The sequence below is a fragment of the Anaerococcus lactolyticus S7-1-13 genome (assembly GCF_000758765.1).
Classification (GTDB): Bacteria; Bacillota; Clostridia; order Tissierellales; family Peptoniphilaceae; genus Anaerococcus; species Anaerococcus lactolyticus.
In genome coordinates this window covers 13,595-28,436 of record NZ_JRMW01000040.1, presented here as the reverse complement: position 1 = coordinate 28,436, position 14,842 = coordinate 13,595, and the positions used below count along the sequence as shown (strand labels likewise).

Annotated in this window: 16 protein-coding genes; 1 reads left to right on the top strand and 15 read right to left on the bottom strand. The window is 36.8% G+C overall.

Annotation, left to right across the window (positions count from 1 at the left end):
* Nucleotides 1–77: 77 nt before the first annotated feature.
* The 4 genes from HMPREF1630_RS07455 to rpsF all read right to left on the bottom strand — a co-directional run bounded on the left by HMPREF1630_RS07455 (nt 78) and on the right by rpsF (nt 3,221).
* A complete protein-coding gene (locus tag HMPREF1630_RS07455; protein WP_037328483.1) occupies nt 78–2,042 on the bottom strand; it encodes a sodium-translocating pyrophosphatase in 1,965 nt (654 codons plus the stop codon).
* Nucleotides 2,043–2,172: 130 nt separating this feature from the next.
* On the bottom strand, nt 2,173–2,397 hold the full coding sequence (rpsR, locus tag HMPREF1630_RS07450) for a 30S ribosomal protein S18 (protein ID WP_004828342.1): 225 nt from the start codon (nt 2,395–2,397) through the stop codon (nt 2,173–2,175).
* A 25-nt stretch (nt 2,398–2,422) separates the two neighbouring features.
* Complete coding sequence (locus HMPREF1630_RS07445) at nt 2,423–2,935, bottom strand: single-stranded DNA-binding protein (RefSeq protein WP_037328481.1); 513 nt, start codon at nt 2,933–2,935, stop codon at nt 2,423–2,425.
* Between the two features lies 1 nt (nt 2,936).
* Nucleotides 2,937–3,221: a 30S ribosomal protein S6 gene (rpsF, locus tag HMPREF1630_RS07440; RefSeq protein ID WP_004828337.1), complete on the bottom strand. Its 285-nt coding sequence runs from the start codon at nt 3,219–3,221 to the stop codon at nt 2,937–2,939.
* A gap of 164 nt (nt 3,222–3,385) precedes the next feature.
* Here rpsF and HMPREF1630_RS07435 point away from each other — a divergent pair, with 164 nt between their 5' ends.
* Nucleotides 3,386–4,135 carry an SDR family NAD(P)-dependent oxidoreductase gene (locus HMPREF1630_RS07435; protein WP_037328479.1) on the top strand — a complete coding sequence of 250 codons (750 nt, stop codon included), beginning with the start codon at nt 3,386–3,388 and terminating at the stop codon, nt 4,133–4,135.
* 156 nt (nt 4,136–4,291) lie between these two features.
* Here HMPREF1630_RS07435 and HMPREF1630_RS07430 read toward each other — a convergent pair whose 3' ends face one another.
* The 11 genes from HMPREF1630_RS07430 to HMPREF1630_RS07380 are packed head-to-tail and all read right to left on the bottom strand — an operon-like array spanning nt 4,292 to nt 14,727.
* A complete protein-coding gene (locus HMPREF1630_RS07430) occupies nt 4,292–4,576 on the bottom strand; it encodes a ferredoxin family protein (RefSeq protein ID WP_004828333.1) in 285 nt (94 codons plus the stop codon).
* A complete protein-coding gene (locus HMPREF1630_RS07425; RefSeq protein ID WP_037328477.1) occupies nt 4,576–5,871 on the bottom strand; it encodes an FAD-dependent oxidoreductase in 1,296 nt (431 codons plus the stop codon). The genes HMPREF1630_RS07430 and HMPREF1630_RS07425 overlap by 1 nt, the downstream gene beginning before the upstream one ends.
* 27 nt (nt 5,872–5,898) lie before the next feature.
* Nucleotides 5,899–6,594: a ubiquinone/menaquinone biosynthesis methyltransferase gene (locus HMPREF1630_RS07420; RefSeq protein WP_037328474.1), complete on the bottom strand. Its 696-nt coding sequence runs from the start codon at nt 6,592–6,594 to the stop codon at nt 5,899–5,901.
* Nucleotide 6,595: 1 nt separating this feature from the next.
* Nucleotides 6,596–7,516 (bottom strand): prenyltransferase, encoded by a 921-nt coding sequence (locus HMPREF1630_RS07415; RefSeq protein WP_037328471.1) that lies wholly within the window; start codon nt 7,514–7,516, stop codon nt 6,596–6,598.
* Nucleotides 7,516–8,508, bottom strand: a complete 993-nt coding sequence (locus tag HMPREF1630_RS07410) for a polyprenyl synthetase family protein (RefSeq protein WP_037328470.1) — start codon at nt 8,506–8,508, stop codon at nt 7,516–7,518. Before HMPREF1630_RS07410 ends, HMPREF1630_RS07415 begins: the two co-directional genes overlap by 1 nt.
* Nucleotides 8,509–8,510: 2 nt before the next feature.
* Nucleotides 8,511–10,670, bottom strand: a complete 2,160-nt coding sequence (ldhH, locus tag HMPREF1630_RS07405) for an L-lactate dehydrogenase (quinone) large subunit LdhH (protein WP_037328468.1) — start codon at nt 10,668–10,670, stop codon at nt 8,511–8,513.
* A 23-nt stretch (nt 10,671–10,693) separates the two neighbouring features.
* Nucleotides 10,694–11,230: a LutC/YkgG family protein gene (locus HMPREF1630_RS07400; protein WP_231549530.1), complete on the bottom strand. Its 537-nt coding sequence runs from the start codon at nt 11,228–11,230 to the stop codon at nt 10,694–10,696.
* 39 nt (nt 11,231–11,269) lie between these two features.
* Nucleotides 11,270–12,433, bottom strand: coding sequence for an ArsA family ATPase (locus tag HMPREF1630_RS07395; protein ID WP_037328464.1), 1,164 nt, complete (start codon nt 12,431–12,433; stop codon nt 11,270–11,272).
* Nucleotides 12,430–13,596: an ArsA family ATPase gene (locus tag HMPREF1630_RS07390; protein WP_231549529.1), complete on the bottom strand. Its 1,167-nt coding sequence runs from the start codon at nt 13,594–13,596 to the stop codon at nt 12,430–12,432. Before HMPREF1630_RS07390 ends, HMPREF1630_RS07395 begins: the two co-directional genes overlap by 4 nt.
* 41 nt (nt 13,597–13,637) lie before the next feature.
* Entirely contained in the window at nt 13,638–14,378 is a 741-nt protein-coding gene (locus HMPREF1630_RS07385; RefSeq protein ID WP_037328461.1) for an LrgB family protein, read from the bottom strand.
* A gap of 1 nt (nt 14,379) precedes the next feature.
* A complete protein-coding gene (locus HMPREF1630_RS07380; RefSeq protein WP_004828312.1) occupies nt 14,380–14,727 on the bottom strand; it encodes a CidA/LrgA family protein in 348 nt (115 codons plus the stop codon).
* Nucleotides 14,728–14,842: the final 115 nt, after the last annotated feature.

The window sequence follows — 14,842 nt, the reverse complement described above, 5'->3', positions numbered from 1 at the left end:
AATTTTTGCATTTATTTCATTTATTATACCATCTTTAGGGGCAAAAAAAGACCCCATCAAGGATGAGGTCGATTTTATTAGATAAATAGGCCAGCGCAGATTACTGATACTACTGTCATTAGTTTGATTAGGATGTTTAGTGATGGACCTGATGTGTCTTTGAATGGGTCTCCTACTGTGTCTCCTACTACTGCTGCCTTGTGGGCATCTGAGCCTTTTCCATTTTCACCGTCTAGGGTTTCAATGTATTTCTTTGCGTTATCCCAAGCTCCACCTGCGTTTGACATGAAGATTGCCATTAGTACGCCTGTTACTAGGGCTCCTGCAAGAAGTCCACCTAGGGATTGTGGGCCAAATACTAGGCCAACAAAGATTGGTACTATAATTGCTAGTACGCCTGGTAGGATCATTTCTTTTAGGGAAGCTGATGTTGAGATTTCAATACATCTTTGATAATCTGGATCGCTTGTTCCTTCTAGTAGACCTGGGTCGTTTCTGAATTGTCTTCTTACTTCTTCAATCATTTGTGTAGCTGCTTTGCCTACTGAGTTCATTGTTAGGGCTGTGAATAGGAATGGTAGCATACCTCCTACGAACATCCCTGCTACTACATGGCTATCTAGAATTGAAATTGATTCTAGGTTTAATGTTTCTGAGTAGGTTACGAATAGGGATAGGGCTGTTAGGGCTGCTGAGCCGATTGCGAAGCCTTTACCTATAGCTGCTGTTGTGTTTCCGATTGAGTCTAGTTCATCTGTGATGTCTCTTACTTCACTTGGTAGGGCTGCCATTTCTGCGATTCCACCTGCGTTGTCTGTAATTGGACCGTAAGCATCTACTGATACTGTTGTAGCTGTTGTTGAAAGCATTCCTACTGCTGATAGAGCTATACCAAATACTCCGTCTGCCCAGTAAGCTGCTATGATGCCTAGGGAGATTAGGATGATTGGGAATACTGCTGATAGCATTCCTGTTGATAGTCCTGCGATGATGTTTGTTGCAACACCTGTTTTTGATTCTTCTGCTATATTTTGTACAAATCTGAATTTATCTGATGTATAGACTTCTGTTAGTAGGCCGATTGCTATACCAACTATGATTCCTGTGATAATTGCAAGGGCTGCTCTTATGTTGCCAAAGTAGGCGAATGATAAGATTACTGCTGCAATAAGGACGATTGCACCTGAGACATAGATTGTCATCATGAGGGCCTTTTGTGGGTCCCTGTGGTTTTTAGATGTGAATAGGAAGCTTGCTACAAGTGATGCAAGGATACCTACTGTTACTAAAAGTAGGGTGAAGTTTAGTCCAGCATCTCCATATGATACAAGGCCTAGGGTAATAGCTGAGATGATTGCTCCGGCATAGGATTCAAATAAGTCTGCTCCCATTCCTGCTACGTCTCCTACGTTATCTCCTACGTTGTCTGCGATTACTGCTGGGTTTCTTGGGTCATCTTCTGGGATGCCTGCTTCTACTTTACCTACAAGGTCAGCTCCAAGGTCGGCAGCTTTTGTGTAGATACCACCACCAACTCTGGCAAATAGGGCAACTGATGAAGCACCGAGTGAGTATCCCATTACTATGGCTGGGTCTCTAAAGATTAAGTAGCAGATTAATAGTCCTGAAAAACCAAGTCCTGTTACTGCATATCCCATTACTGAACCACCTGCAAAGGCAAGTTTTAGGGCAGAATTTGTCCCACCTTCCATAGCTTCATTTGCACACCTAGAGTTTGCTTCTGTAGCTGTTCTCATTCCGATAAAACCAGTTAGCATTGAGAATGCTGAACCTAGGATATAACAAATCATGATTCTAAAGTCTAGGAATATCGAAATTAGGATTGATACGATTACTACGAAGGCAACGATAAATTTATATTCGCTTGCGATAAAGGTCATTGCTCCGTTTTTGATGTATCCTGATATCTCGTGCATTCTTTTTGAACCTTGAGATACAGGAAGGATTCTCTCTTTGATAGTGTAGGCCATTAACACTAGGGCTAATATGGCTACTATAAGAGAAATAATAACAATTAACATAAGTCCTCCTTTATTATTTAATTATAGTTATAACTATACTTTTATATATAAATTATTCATGTTTTAAAGCAAATAAAAAGGGAGCTATGCTCCCTAGATTGCTTATTGAAATTTTTTGTTAATCTTTTTCTTAGTTTTCTTCGTAAGGCAATAGGGCTACTTGTCTAGCTCTTTTGATTGCTCTAGTTATTTCTCTTTGATGTTTTGCATTAAGACCTGTAACTCTTCTTGGAAGAATCTTACCTCTGTCAGTAACAAATCTTTTAAGAGTTTCAATGTCTTTATAGTCTATTACCTTTGATGGGTCTTTAACAAATGGATCAACCTTTTTTCTTGGTTTAAATCTTCTTGCCATTGTAATTCCTTTCTTTTATATTTTTCTAGAATGGAATTCTGCCATCGTCTTGGATTTCAGTAAAATCATCATCAAAAAAATCATCATTGGTGCTTGGTGCACTTGGTTGGTTATTTTGATATTGGTTTGTTTGAGAATAGGAATTTTGATATACGTCTTGGTTATCACCAGGATTTGAGCTATGAGCTTGTCTTTCTGACCTAGCTCCTAAAAACTCAACATTGTCTGCGACAACATCTGTTGTATAAACTGTTTTGCCTGTTTCTCTATCTTGGTAGCTTCCTGTTTGAATCCTACCTTCTACTGCGCATTGACTTCCTTTAAAGAGGTATCTAGAGGCATTTTCTGCCTGCTTACCCCAAACAGTTATCCTTGGAAAATCTGCTGTTGGACGATTAGCTGCTTCCGCTTCTTCTCTTTTTTCTCGACTTAGTCTTTTGTCTATCGCTAATGTGAATGTACATACCGCTTGGTTTCCTTGGGTATATCTTAACTCAGGATCCCTAACTAGGCGTCCTATTAGTATTACTTTATTCATATTAGTCCTCTTTTCTTATAACCATGTATCTAAGAACGAAATCTGAAAGTCTTAATCTTCTTTCAAATTCTTTGATATGATCTGGGTCTGACTTGAAGTCTACGATATAGTAATAACCTTCTTTAAGATCAGCGATCTCATAAGCAAGTCTTCTCTTTCCCCAGTCATCAACTGATACAACTTCGCCGTTTTCTTCGATATGACCTTTAAATCTATCTAGAAGAGCATTTCTGTCAGCATCAGCTAATTCAGTCTTGAAAATCAATACTGCTTCGTAATTATTCATATTTTTCACCTCCCTGTGGACTATTGACCCCGTTTATACTACGGAGTAGAGATTACCTATTGATAATACTCGAATTATGCACAAATGTCAAACTCAATTAACCTTTATGATAATTTTTTTAAATATGGGTATATAAGAAAAGAGAAAAAACTTAAGGAGGTTTTATGAAATTATTAGAAGGTAAAGTCGCTGTTGTGACTGGTTCATCTAGGGGAATTGGTTTTGCTGTTGCAGAAAAATTTCTAGATAATGGCGCTAAAGTAGCCATCCTAGGCTCTAGAGAAGAATCAGCCAACAAGGCTATTGATAAACTTAAAGAAAAATATGACTCTTCCCTATTTAAGGGTTACTGGCCAAGACTAACTGACGAAGTTAGTGTGAAAGAATTTGTAGGAGAAGTTATAAAAGACTTTGGCAAGGTTGATATCCTTGTAAATTGTGCTGGTATTTCTGATAATATCCCAAGTATAGATGCTGACCTTGCACATTTTGCAAAAGTTATGGATATAAATGTCAACGGCACCTACAATATGATTCACAATTTTCTCCCACATTTTCTTGAAAGAAAGTCTGGATCTATTATTAACTTTTCATCTATGGTGTCTAAAAATGGTCAACCAACAGGTGTTGCCTACCCAACTAGCAAGTTTGCTATAAATGGTCTTACAGTATCTCTAGCCAGAGAACTCGGCCCATCAGGCATCAGAGTTAATGCAGTAGGTCCTGGCGTAACCAACACTGATATGGTCAAAGTTTTGCCTAAAGAGCAAATCGAACCTGTCAAACAAATGATTCCTCTAAAGAGGATTGGCGAACCAGAAGATGTTGCCAAGGCAGTTTTATTCCTAGCAAGCGACCTTGCAAGCTATGTTTCAGGAGAAATCCTCTACTGCGATGGCGCTACCTTTATGTAGGATTTAATTAAATAAAAAACAACCCCAATGGTTCTTTGCCGGAAGTCCAGCAGAAAGTCCATTCCAATAGGGGTTGTTTTTTATTGTTATTTTTATAGGATAAGTAAAGACTTAATTAAGTCCATTTTTGTTAATACCTTAGGCTAGGATTTTTTCTTAACCCTGTCTAAAGGTTACGCCTACTTCGCCTTGTGGGTGCTTCCAATCTTTGACGATTTTGCCATGGGATAAGACCCTGCAAGTACCACATTCCAAGCAACCAAGGTGTGAAAAGCCAAATACCCCATCTACATAGGTATAGCAAGCTGCTGGGCAGGCTAAGATTAATTTATTGATTTCATCTTCATCTTTAAACTCCAAGTCAACATCAATATGTGAATTAAACTCGTCAGTATGATATATATTAAGACCTAACTTGTCTTCTACACTCATTCTTTTCATTATAGTGCCTCCATTACTGTAGAAATAAAGTCTGATAGTTGTGTTGCGCTAATCCTTGTTGCAAGATCATTTACTGTTCCCATTATGAAGCCCTTGCTGTCTCCACCATTTACGGTAAAGGCCCTGCCAGCTACGTCATTTATAATTTCTGGTAGGTCACTGAAGATTTCCCTTCTGCTTAAGATTGTTGGGAAGGCTTTGAAGGTCATAAGATCTTTCATGATGAAGCTATCATTAACTAAATCTTGATAAACTGCTAGGCTTTCCTTGCTGAAGTCTTCTTTTTCTTTGGCTCTTAGGATGGCAAGGGCAGCTAGCCTACCACTTTCGATTGCAAAATCCATACCCCTTACAGTGTAGCCTAGGTTTATACAAAATCCTGCAGCGTCTCCTACTACTAGGAAGCCGTCTCCATAAATTTGTGGAACCATATGGATACCTTCTTCTGGTACTAGGTGGGCAGAATATTCTATGGTCTTGCCACCCTTGATAAATGGTGCTACGCTGTCATGTTCCTTAAATCTTTCTAGCAAGTCAGTCAATTTTGTGTTTGAGTATCCTATATCTGAAAGGGTTGCTACAACACCTATTGATACAGAGTCCTTATTTGTATAAATAAAGCCACCACCAAAACCACCCATGGTTGGGTCGCCACAAGATAGCCAGCTCATTCCCTCGCCACTTTCAAGGTTGAATCTCTCGTTTATAATCTCTTCTGATAATTCAATTACTTCCTTGGCGCCAACAGCTACTTGGTTTGGTTCTAGTTCTTTTTTGATACCTATTTGTTGAGAAAGTAGGGAGTTTACACCATCGGCGATAATAACTGCATCTGCGTACATTTCTTCGCCTGTAGCGTCAATACCAACTACCTTGCCATCTTCTAATAGGAGTTTTTCTACAAGTACACCTGTAATAATGGCTACTCCAGCCTCTTCAGCCTTTTCTGCCAAATATTGGTCAAACTTGCTATGTAATACCACATATGATGAAGAATCCTTATTCTCACCCAATTCTTTTGATGAGTAACCTATGTCAAGTGAGGATTTTCCGCTCATCATAGATATTTTTTCTTTAACAACTTTTCTTTCAATTGGAGCTTCGTCAGCAAAGTTTGGTATGATTTTCTCTAGGCTATGACCATACAACCTACCACCTGTAACATTCTTAGCTCCACAATAATCTCCTCTTTCAACCAATAAAACTTCTAAATCATTTTCTGCTAAAACTATGGATGCTGCAAGACCTGCAACACCACCTCCAACAATTATAACATCAAACTTATCTTCACTCATTGTTTCCCCCGTTATAAATTTTTTGGTTTAAATTTTTTGTCCACTCACTATAACACAAGCACCAAATAGCATTTTTTTAACCCTTATATTTTTTAATCCAAAAGACTCAAACAACTTCACCAATTCTTCGGGACTAATAAAGAGTTTGGTTGATTCATATAACCAAGCATAATCTTTATATCTTTTTATCCCCCCACCTAAAAGTGGCATAAGGTATTTAAAAAACAAAATATAAAATGGTTTTATAAAAATATTTTCTATTGTAAATGAATCCATCACATATACAAAAGCCTTATCTTTTCCAACCCTGACCATCTCCTCCAAAACTTTTTTGTAATCATCAGTATTTCTAAGCCCAAAAGAAATGGTAATATTATCAAAAGTCTCGTCCTTAAAAGGCAAATTTTTAACATCAGCTTTGATGAAGGATATATTTTTAAAAGATTTTGCCTTAGCCTTAGCCTTAGCTATTTTTAGCATATTTTCCGAAAAATCCACACCCACAACCCTGGCAGGGGATTTTTCTTTCAAACTAAGACCTATATCCCCAGTCCCACAACAAAGGTCGAGGAGATAGGAATCTTCATTTATAGTCTTTAAAACCTCGCTTACAAATTTGTTTTTCCGTTTTTTCTGCAAACCTAGGCTAATCCTATCGTTGGCCCTATCGTAATATGGCGATATATTTTGGAATATATCGTAGACCTTTTTGCTCTTATTCATCCTAAGATCCTATAAAACTCAAAGCTAGGCAAAGCAGGTAAGTACCATTAATCAAAACATTGGCCATGCCAATACTCATCATCTGACCAATCCTAGCTTCTGGTAGAAGACTTGCAAAAATTAGGTTTTTAAGAAATTTCCCCTTAATCATAAACAAGATTAGGTTTATGCCGAGAAATAGATAGCCTAACAAATAATAGGTCAGAACCAACTGGCTTACAATCCAAAGTCCCACAGTGATTTTGTATAAAATCCTGATTTTTTCCCTACCCATGACCACAGCTAGGGTATATCTTTTTGCCCTCTTGTCTTTTTCTATATCGCTGGCATTGTTGCTCATCATTATCAAGGCTATACCAAGGATAAAGGGAAGGGAATGGGCTAATATTTCTGGGTTTAACCTGCCAGAAATAGTAGCATTTACTCCAAGAGGTATCAAACCACCCATCACAAGGCCACTTGTTAGTTCTCCAATTGGCAAATATGAAATTGGAAAGGGCCCCTTAGAATAAAATAGAACTGTAAGGGTTGCGATTATGCCGATTACAATACTGGCATAATTTATTCCATCTAAGGCTAACAACCCCAAACCTATGCCAAGACCTAAAAATATCCAGCCTAAATTGTCAACGCTTTTGGGTCTGATATGGTTATAAAACATTACGTTGTCGTCTTCCTTTAGGTTATCATCTATACTATCAACTCCATTTACAAAATCACTGTAGTCGTTTATTGTATTTACAGATGCCTGAAGGAATACGCAAGCAAATATCAAGGCCAAGGCTCTTATCAAACTTATGGAATAGCCAAATTTCAAACTAAGGAGGATGCCAAATATTGCAGGTATAACTGAAGCAACAAAAGATTTTGGATTAGCAAAATTGATTATGTTTTTTACTGTCATTCTTTGGTAGGTTTGCATCAGCTATTTTCCACCTTTTCTAGAATTTTTTCCAAGTACATAACATCCTTATCATCTATACTAGCTAAGATAAACCTGTTTTCATCAGCCAAGTCTCTTATTTTTAGTGCAGTCAAAGTGTCAGCCTTGGATTTTATCAAAAGCCTTCTCAAACTTATTAATTCATCTTCTCCAAGTTTTCTTTCCTTATTTTCTAGCAAGATACGGTGGATTTCTTCTCCGTAATCTTCATCTTTTAGACCAAGCAAGACTGGATAGGTATAAATCCCCTCCCTGATGTCGGAGAATTCTTCCTTCCCAGTAATAAGTTTATTAGAAAATAGGTCCAATAGGTCATCCTTTAATTGGAACATCAAGCCCAGATTTTCTCCAAAGGCTACCATCCTTTCAGTATCCATTTGGCCAAAACCTGCATTTCTCGCTCCAAAATAGCAGACAGTCTTAAAAAACGAAGCAGTTTTGCCTGAAATATTTTCAAAATATTCATCTTCACCCATGTCAAGCCTGTATTTTATAAGGTTTTGCCCAACTTCACCGTTGCACATATGCTTTATTGTATCGGCTATTACTTTAATCTCGTCATATAAGTTTTCATTTGCCAAATAGCTAAAAACTTTTGCTATCATATAGTCCCCAGCGAATACGGCTACATCCTTGCCGTACTTCGCTTGAGTTGACTTGTGTGATCTTCTTAATGTAGAATCATCTATAATATCATCGTGAATAAGTGATGCAAGGTGGGTTATCTCGACAGCCGCAGCTTGGGAAATAACTTTTTTTGAAATTTCTCCATCGCCCATAAGACTTATACTAATTAATAGCTTAGTCCTAAGCATTTTCCCACTTGAAGTCAAGGCGTCTTTGATTATATCGCAAAGATTTTGACTGGACTTATAGTCGGATAAGATATTTTTTATCTCTTCATGAACCTTAGAAACACAGTCATCTATTAACTTTTCCCTAGTCAATGCCTCACTTACAATCACGTTCATTTTTAGATGAGTCCTCTCTTTTCAGATATGATTTCTGAAGTATGTTTAACCTTTATATCAAGGCCTTCTGCTTCTAGACCACCTCTGATTTGCATCATACAACCAGGACAATCTACAGCCACAACATCTGCTCCAGACTTTTTAATATTTTCGATTTTATTCTTTAAGATTTTTGATGAAATATCTGGATACAATACATTGTAAGATCCTGCGAAACCACAGCAGTTATCGCTATCTTCCATTTCAACAAATTCTACACCTTCAGTTGCTTTTAGAAGGTCCCTTGGTTCTTCAAAGACACCCAAAGTTCTCTTTAAGTGGCAAGAATCATGGTAGGTTACCTTAACATTTTTGCCATCGCCATGGTTTTCGTGGGTATCTTTTTCGTGGAAAAGCTTGCAGAAGTCAACACACTTGCTACCTAATTCCACAGCCCTCTTGTGCATCTCGGTACCTTCCTCAAAGAAATCCTTGTAAGATTGGAGTTGGTGGGTACATGATGGACAAGCAAGAAGGATATAATCGTATTTTTCAGCATCCATAGCCTTTATATTTATCTCAGCTTCCTTGGTTGCATTTTCTATATCACCCATGTTGCTAGCAGGACAACCACAGCAAGCTTGACCCATTGGGAATTCAACCTTATAGCCAATTGAGTTCATATTTTTAATCAAGGATTTAGCTGTATCTACATAAACAAAGTCTAAGAGACATCCTGCAAATAGGGCAACTGTACCCTTTTGGTTTTCAACTTTTTGGTCAATTTCATCAAATATATCCCTTAATGGAACCTTGGCAATTGATGGAAGAACCTTGCCACCTGTCATGCCTGCTGCAAAGTCAGGAAGGTGTCTAATCATAGTGCCACCCTTAGTAAATGGCTCTTGGGCAATAGATGCTATCCTTAGAAGTGAATGGAAAAGTTTCCTATCTGTTACTGCATCTAGGGCAAATTTCTTAACTGGGTTTGGGTTCTTCTTTACATTTTCTTCCCTAATACCCATGATCATTTGGGCTATTGGTAGACCACCACCACAAACTTCATTGCACCTTCCACATTGGAGGCAGACACTTTCGATTTGGTTAGCCCTATTTTCATCAATTAAGAAATGGGTTAGGAGGGTACCAATACCACCTGTATAAACATTTGAACCGTAAACATGGCCACCAACTAAGGCAAAGGCTGGACAAACATCTAGACAAGCTCCACACCTAATGCAGTTAAAGATTTGTCTGTATTCTTCTTCTGCTAAGATTTCTCTTCTGCCTGGGTCATCAAGGATTAGACAGTAAAATCCCTTATCTTCTTTGATATCATTTTCCTTATCTGTAACAACTTCGCAAGCGCCAGTGTAGAGAGATAAGTAAGAGGTAATTCTTTGGGCAGTACCATTACGTGGAAGAGCCTTGAATATCCACCTAGCATCAGTAATAGATTTTACAAATTTTTCTATACCAAATATGTAGAGGTGGTCTTTTGGCAAGGTGCCTACCATCCTACCATTACCTTCATTGGTCATTGTGAAAACTGTACCGGTTTCAGCAACAGCAACGTTAGCGCCAGATACACCAAGGTCTGCGTGGGTAAATTTATCCCTCATAACCTTTCTTGCTGTCCTAACTTCTTCAGAAATAACTGGTGCGTGGTCTGTCTTTGTGTAGTCTGAGAACAAGTCTGCTACCTGCTCCTTATTTAAGTGAAGAGCAGGCATTACCATATGTACTGGAGTATTTTCTTCTAGGGAAATAATAAATTCACCCAAGTCAGTTTCTTGGCACTCTACCCCATTATCCTTAAGAATTTTATTAAAATGTATTTCTTCAGAACACATTGATTTTGATTTTACAGCTGTTTTTATGTCTTTTACTTTGATGAAGTTTTTAACCCACTCAGCTGCTTCTTCCTTGCTTTTAACTACAACAACATGGCCGCCCCTAGCTTCACAATTTTTCTTAAATTCAGCTATCATTTCATCAACATGGTCAGCTGCATAAGATTTTACTTTTTTAATAGCTTGTTGGGTTTGTTCGAAATCAACACCCTTGTAAGAATTCAACCTTCTTTGTGGATAGGTTTTACAAAAATTACCAAGGGTCCTGCCTAAAGTCGCGTTATCAAGCGCGTCCTTTATCTCATCTTTTAAACTTATAGTATCAACCATTTTTATCTCCTCAATACTTCAGATTATAGATCTGTCACAATAATAATGCTCATTTGTAAAGGACCGTGAACGCCCACAGTACCAACACATTCAATATCTGCTGTCCTTGAAGGACCTGTAATAAATCCCACATATTTTGGGAAAGGTTTTAATTCTGCTAGGACATCAAACATATCATCATATGTTTTTACAATTGTTGAACCCTTGACTATTCCAATGTAATAGTCAGGCATAATCGCCATAAGTCTTGTATCTACATTATCACTAGCTTGGATTACTGAGCCAAGCTCTGCTATACCATATTGAACTTCTGTGATCCCACCCTTATCGGTTTCGCTATTTAACCTAATATGGTCTGTATGTACTGTGATACCATTAGCTTTTAAGCAATCGCTTAAGCCTATTTCCTTGGCCAAGTCTGTTTCAAGCATACAGGTAGAAGCAATTGCATTGTCCTTATAAATTTTGGCTACTGTTTCAGCCAAATCATTTTTACTAACCTTGTAGCAAGTGCCGTTGACACTTTCAAGGTTTTGGGCGAAAGTATCAAATAATTCCATTTTTCCTTCCATATATTTATGACCTCTCATTTTCATATTCTAATCATAATCCAACACAATTCTTAATTTCTTATCTTCTAGGGAAAATGAACTTATCTTCCTTGAAGATACCGTATCTGGCAACTTAAACCTTCTCTTGAAATTTAGGTAAGATATTTCTAAATCTTCACCTATCTTCTCTACCTTAACCTCATCTCCTTTCGCATAGTCAAGGTTAATAAGTATAACCTTGCTCGCCTTTTCTTCGATTAATTCAAAGGACTTTTTATCTATAAAAATATCTTCAAGATATTGGTCCACAAAATATTCGTCATGAAGCCTATTTAAAGCTTCTAAACCAATGACCTCATAATCTTTTAGGCTTAACTTGATAACTTTTTCTTCCTTGAAAAAGTCATCTATAGACCTTATAATCCTAGCCTCTTCATCTAATAAATTATCATAAGATGAATTTCTCATAGCTTCTGGGTAAATCATATTTACAAAAATACAATCAGTTAAAAAATCGTACATATTTGTAAGGCTAAAGGAACGAAAAGTTTCATTCGCCACCACCTTGTTAGCCTTAGTAACAAACCTAATTGTAGTTTGCGCTGGATCTTGTAGGATTTTTTCAAGTTCATATAATTTTTTAGATAAGCTTATAAATTCATCAAAAACTATGTCTTTAGGTTTTTTAACTTCTGTTTGCTTTTCAATAAAACTACCGAAAAGTCGGTTAAATCTCTTAACTAAAGGCACTAAAGAATCTGCCAAATTCTTGAATTTTTCTCCCGTAGACAAGAGAGAAATAGTCTCACCACTAGGTCCACAATCCACAACAAGGACTTCAAATTCTCCACTCTTATAAATCTCTAAAATTTTTAAAAGGGAAAACACATCGTCCAAACCTGGCAATAACAGCAATTCATCTAATTGAATGTCATCCAAGGCATTTTCTTCTACCAATTGTCTTATGTAAAGATTAAGATTGCCCCAAGCCTTCTTGCTCTCCTTAATTGCATTTATCTCAAGCGCATACAAGTTATTAGAAACCTGTCGAGGTGTATCATCTAATTTTATGTCTAACAAATCACTTAAGCTGTGGGCTAGGTCACTGCTAATAACCAAGGTCTTGTATCTTTTTGAAATATTTATAGCTGTAAGGGCAGAAATGGTTGTTTTGCCAACCCCTCCCTTGCCAGTGTTTATAATAATTCTCATACAGATAGCTCCTCTTGGTCCTTACTTTCTAAGTAGATAAAAAGTTCATCACCCTGACAATAATACTTGCCAATCTCTGAATTTATGCATACATTTGGCAGGCTAATTATCCTTTTTATATCCTTAAGCTTAATATTTATGTCAGAACCTTTTTTATAAACTTCCACATCCTCAACAGCCGGAATATTAATTTTAAGGATGTACCCATAAGGAATTTTTTCAAAGTAATGACCTTCTTTGAAAGGCCTTATATCTAAAAGATTATCTTTAAAGTCTAAACTATCAGCAAAATCTTCTAGATCAACCAAACTATTTAGGTCCTTATTCATTAGACCTATCTTATAAATTGGCAAATTATAAAAGCAAACTTTAATCTCCTCAAGCCTTTTATTTTGTATTTGGATGCGTTTTTTGATAAAATCGATATCTTCATCTGCCAACAACCTGTTTGCAAAAAATCCATCCACATTATAATCAAATAAACTTAGGTAGGCAAAATCTCTTTTGCTCTCTTCAATTACCATTTTTTCAGCAAGTCCTACCAACCTTATTGTCGAAATAGTCTTATTCTTCAAGATATCTTCTAATTTTTTCAACCTCTGATAAGTAACTTCCAGCTTATCCAAAGCTTCCTTATCCGGCAAATCAATCTGGTATTTATACTTGGATATAGGCCTTAAGGTCCTAATAATACCCTTCCCAACACCAAAAAATTTTTCCAGATACCAGCTAAGCATCTCAGGAATTTTTAAGTAGGCAAAGGTAGATGCCGAAGCAGGACAATCCACAACTATATTTTCAAAGTCGTAATTTTCGTATATATCAAGGATTTTAAGCAAGGAAAGGATATTCACAACAAAGGGCATATCAAAACTTGAATTGTAGGAGATTTTTGAAAAATCAACCTTCCTAAACTCGTTAGCTAGGCTTGCCTTTATGCTTGGAAATTCTTCTTCTAAAATCTTTGAGCTATCAAATTCAATTGCAGTTAGACCATCTCTGACCTTTGTTAAGGTATTTCCTATTTTTATAGAAAAAATATCGGATAAACTATGGGCTGAATCTATACTTATCAAGATAGTTTCTATATTTTTTTTAGCAGAAATAAGGGCAGTAGAGCTGGCAAGGGTTGACTTGCCAACCCCGCCCTTTCCTGTGTACATAAAAATTTTTTTAGTCATCTAATATTAAACCTTGGGAAATATTAGAATAATAGAATTATAAATAATGGCATCAATACAACAGTGCAAATACCAGCTACTGCTATAGATAGACCACTCATGGCTCCTTCAACTTCACCCATTTCGATAGCCTTTGATGTACCCATAGCGTGGCTAGATGTACCAATTCCAATACCTTGGGCAACAGGGTCTTTTACTCTCATTACCTTCATCACAGTTGGAGCAGCAATCGCACCTACAGTTCCCCTTAGGATAACTGTGATAGCTGTGATAGCTGCAAAAGTTTTGATAGTTACTTCATCAGCACCGAATTTGGCTACATATTCTTCTGTCAATGACTTAGCGATTGGTGTTGTAACTGATTGTGGCATCATTGAAAGGGTCAAATCTCTATCAAAACCAAAAAGCTTTGATAAAAGATAAGCTGAAAGGATAGCCACAAAGGATCCAACTATTACGCCAATTAAAATCGGAATGAGGTTGGCCTTTAATTTTTCAATATTTCTGTAAAGGCTTACTACTAGGGCAACAGTGATTGGGGCAATCATAAAAGAAATATACTTGCCACCCTTGTTGAAGTTTTCATAAGAAATTCCAGTTAATTTTAGGAAGATTATGCAAAAAACAATAGCAAGTAAAAGTGGGTTTAAGACAGCGATTTTGGTTTTTTTATTTATTACCATCCCAATTCTAAACATTACTATACTTAGGATAATCCCAAAAAAATCATTATCCGCTACATATGTATTTAAAAATTCACTCATATTATTTCCTCACTTTTTGTACTAATTCTACAACCTTTGCTGTAACAGCCATGGTTATTAGGCAAGAAACTGTCATAACTATAAGAATCTTCACAGCATTATCCTTAATCACATCAAATTGAACCATAAGGGCAACACCAAGTGGTGTGAAGGTAAAGGCTAGGATTGATGTTAGAAAATCAGATGTTTCCCCAATATCGTCTACCTTTAGGAACTTGCTGCAAAGAGCAATAAATAAGAAAATCATACCAAAAACTGGTTCTGGAATTGGTAGTCCTGTTAGTTTCTTAGCAATAAAGCCCAACAATAAGAAAAAAAGTATATAACAAAATTCTTTTAAATATTTCATAAATTCTCCTAAAATTTTCAAAAATAATACAGTATCGTCCTTTGTAATTAGCTGGATTTCTTATGTGAACATTCTAACCACCCCTTCTATTACATATTTCTACTTTAAAAATTAG

Excerpts from the sequence above, each read along its gene's own strand:
- HMPREF1630_RS07455 (WP_037328483.1), bottom strand. The coding sequence starts at position 2,042 with ATGTTAATTGTTATTATTTCTCTTATAGTAGCCATATTAGCCCTAGTG.
- rpsR (WP_004828342.1), bottom strand. The coding sequence starts at position 2,397 with ATGGCAAGAAGATTTAAACCAAGAAAAAAGGTTGATCCATTTGTTAAA.
- HMPREF1630_RS07445 (WP_037328481.1), bottom strand. The coding sequence starts at position 2,935 with ATGAATAAAGTAATACTAATAGGACGCCTAGTTAGGGATCCTGAGTTA.
- rpsF (WP_004828337.1), bottom strand. The coding sequence starts at position 3,221 with ATGAATAATTACGAAGCAGTATTGATTTTCAAGACTGAATTAGCTGAT.
- HMPREF1630_RS07435 (WP_037328479.1), top strand. The coding sequence starts at position 3,386 with ATGAAATTATTAGAAGGTAAAGTCGCTGTTGTGACTGGTTCATCTAGG.
- HMPREF1630_RS07430 (WP_004828333.1), bottom strand. The coding sequence starts at position 4,576 with ATGAAAAGAATGAGTGTAGAAGACAAGTTAGGTCTTAATATATATCAT.
- HMPREF1630_RS07425 (WP_037328477.1), bottom strand. The coding sequence starts at position 5,871 with ATGAGTGAAGATAAGTTTGATGTTATAATTGTTGGAGGTGGTGTTGCA.
- HMPREF1630_RS07420 (WP_037328474.1), bottom strand. The coding sequence starts at position 6,594 with ATGAATAAGAGCAAAAAGGTCTACGATATATTCCAAAATATATCGCCA.
- HMPREF1630_RS07415 (WP_037328471.1), bottom strand. The coding sequence starts at position 7,516 with ATGCAAACCTACCAAAGAATGACAGTAAAAAACATAATCAATTTTGCT.
- HMPREF1630_RS07410 (WP_037328470.1), bottom strand. The coding sequence starts at position 8,508 with ATGAACGTGATTGTAAGTGAGGCATTGACTAGGGAAAAGTTAATAGAT.
- ldhH (WP_037328468.1), bottom strand. The coding sequence starts at position 10,670 with ATGGTTGATACTATAAGTTTAAAAGATGAGATAAAGGACGCGCTTGAT.
- HMPREF1630_RS07400 (WP_231549530.1), bottom strand. The coding sequence starts at position 11,230 with ATGGAATTATTTGATACTTTCGCCCAAAACCTTGAAAGTGTCAACGGC.
- HMPREF1630_RS07395 (WP_037328464.1), bottom strand. The coding sequence starts at position 12,433 with ATGAGAATTATTATAAACACTGGCAAGGGAGGGGTTGGCAAAACAACC.
- HMPREF1630_RS07390 (WP_231549529.1), bottom strand. The coding sequence starts at position 13,596 with ATGTACACAGGAAAGGGCGGGGTTGGCAAGTCAACCCTTGCCAGCTCT.
- HMPREF1630_RS07385 (WP_037328461.1), bottom strand. The coding sequence starts at position 14,378 with ATGAGTGAATTTTTAAATACATATGTAGCGGATAATGATTTTTTTGGG.
- HMPREF1630_RS07380 (WP_004828312.1), bottom strand. The coding sequence starts at position 14,727 with ATGAAATATTTAAAAGAATTTTGTTATATACTTTTTTTCTTATTGTTG.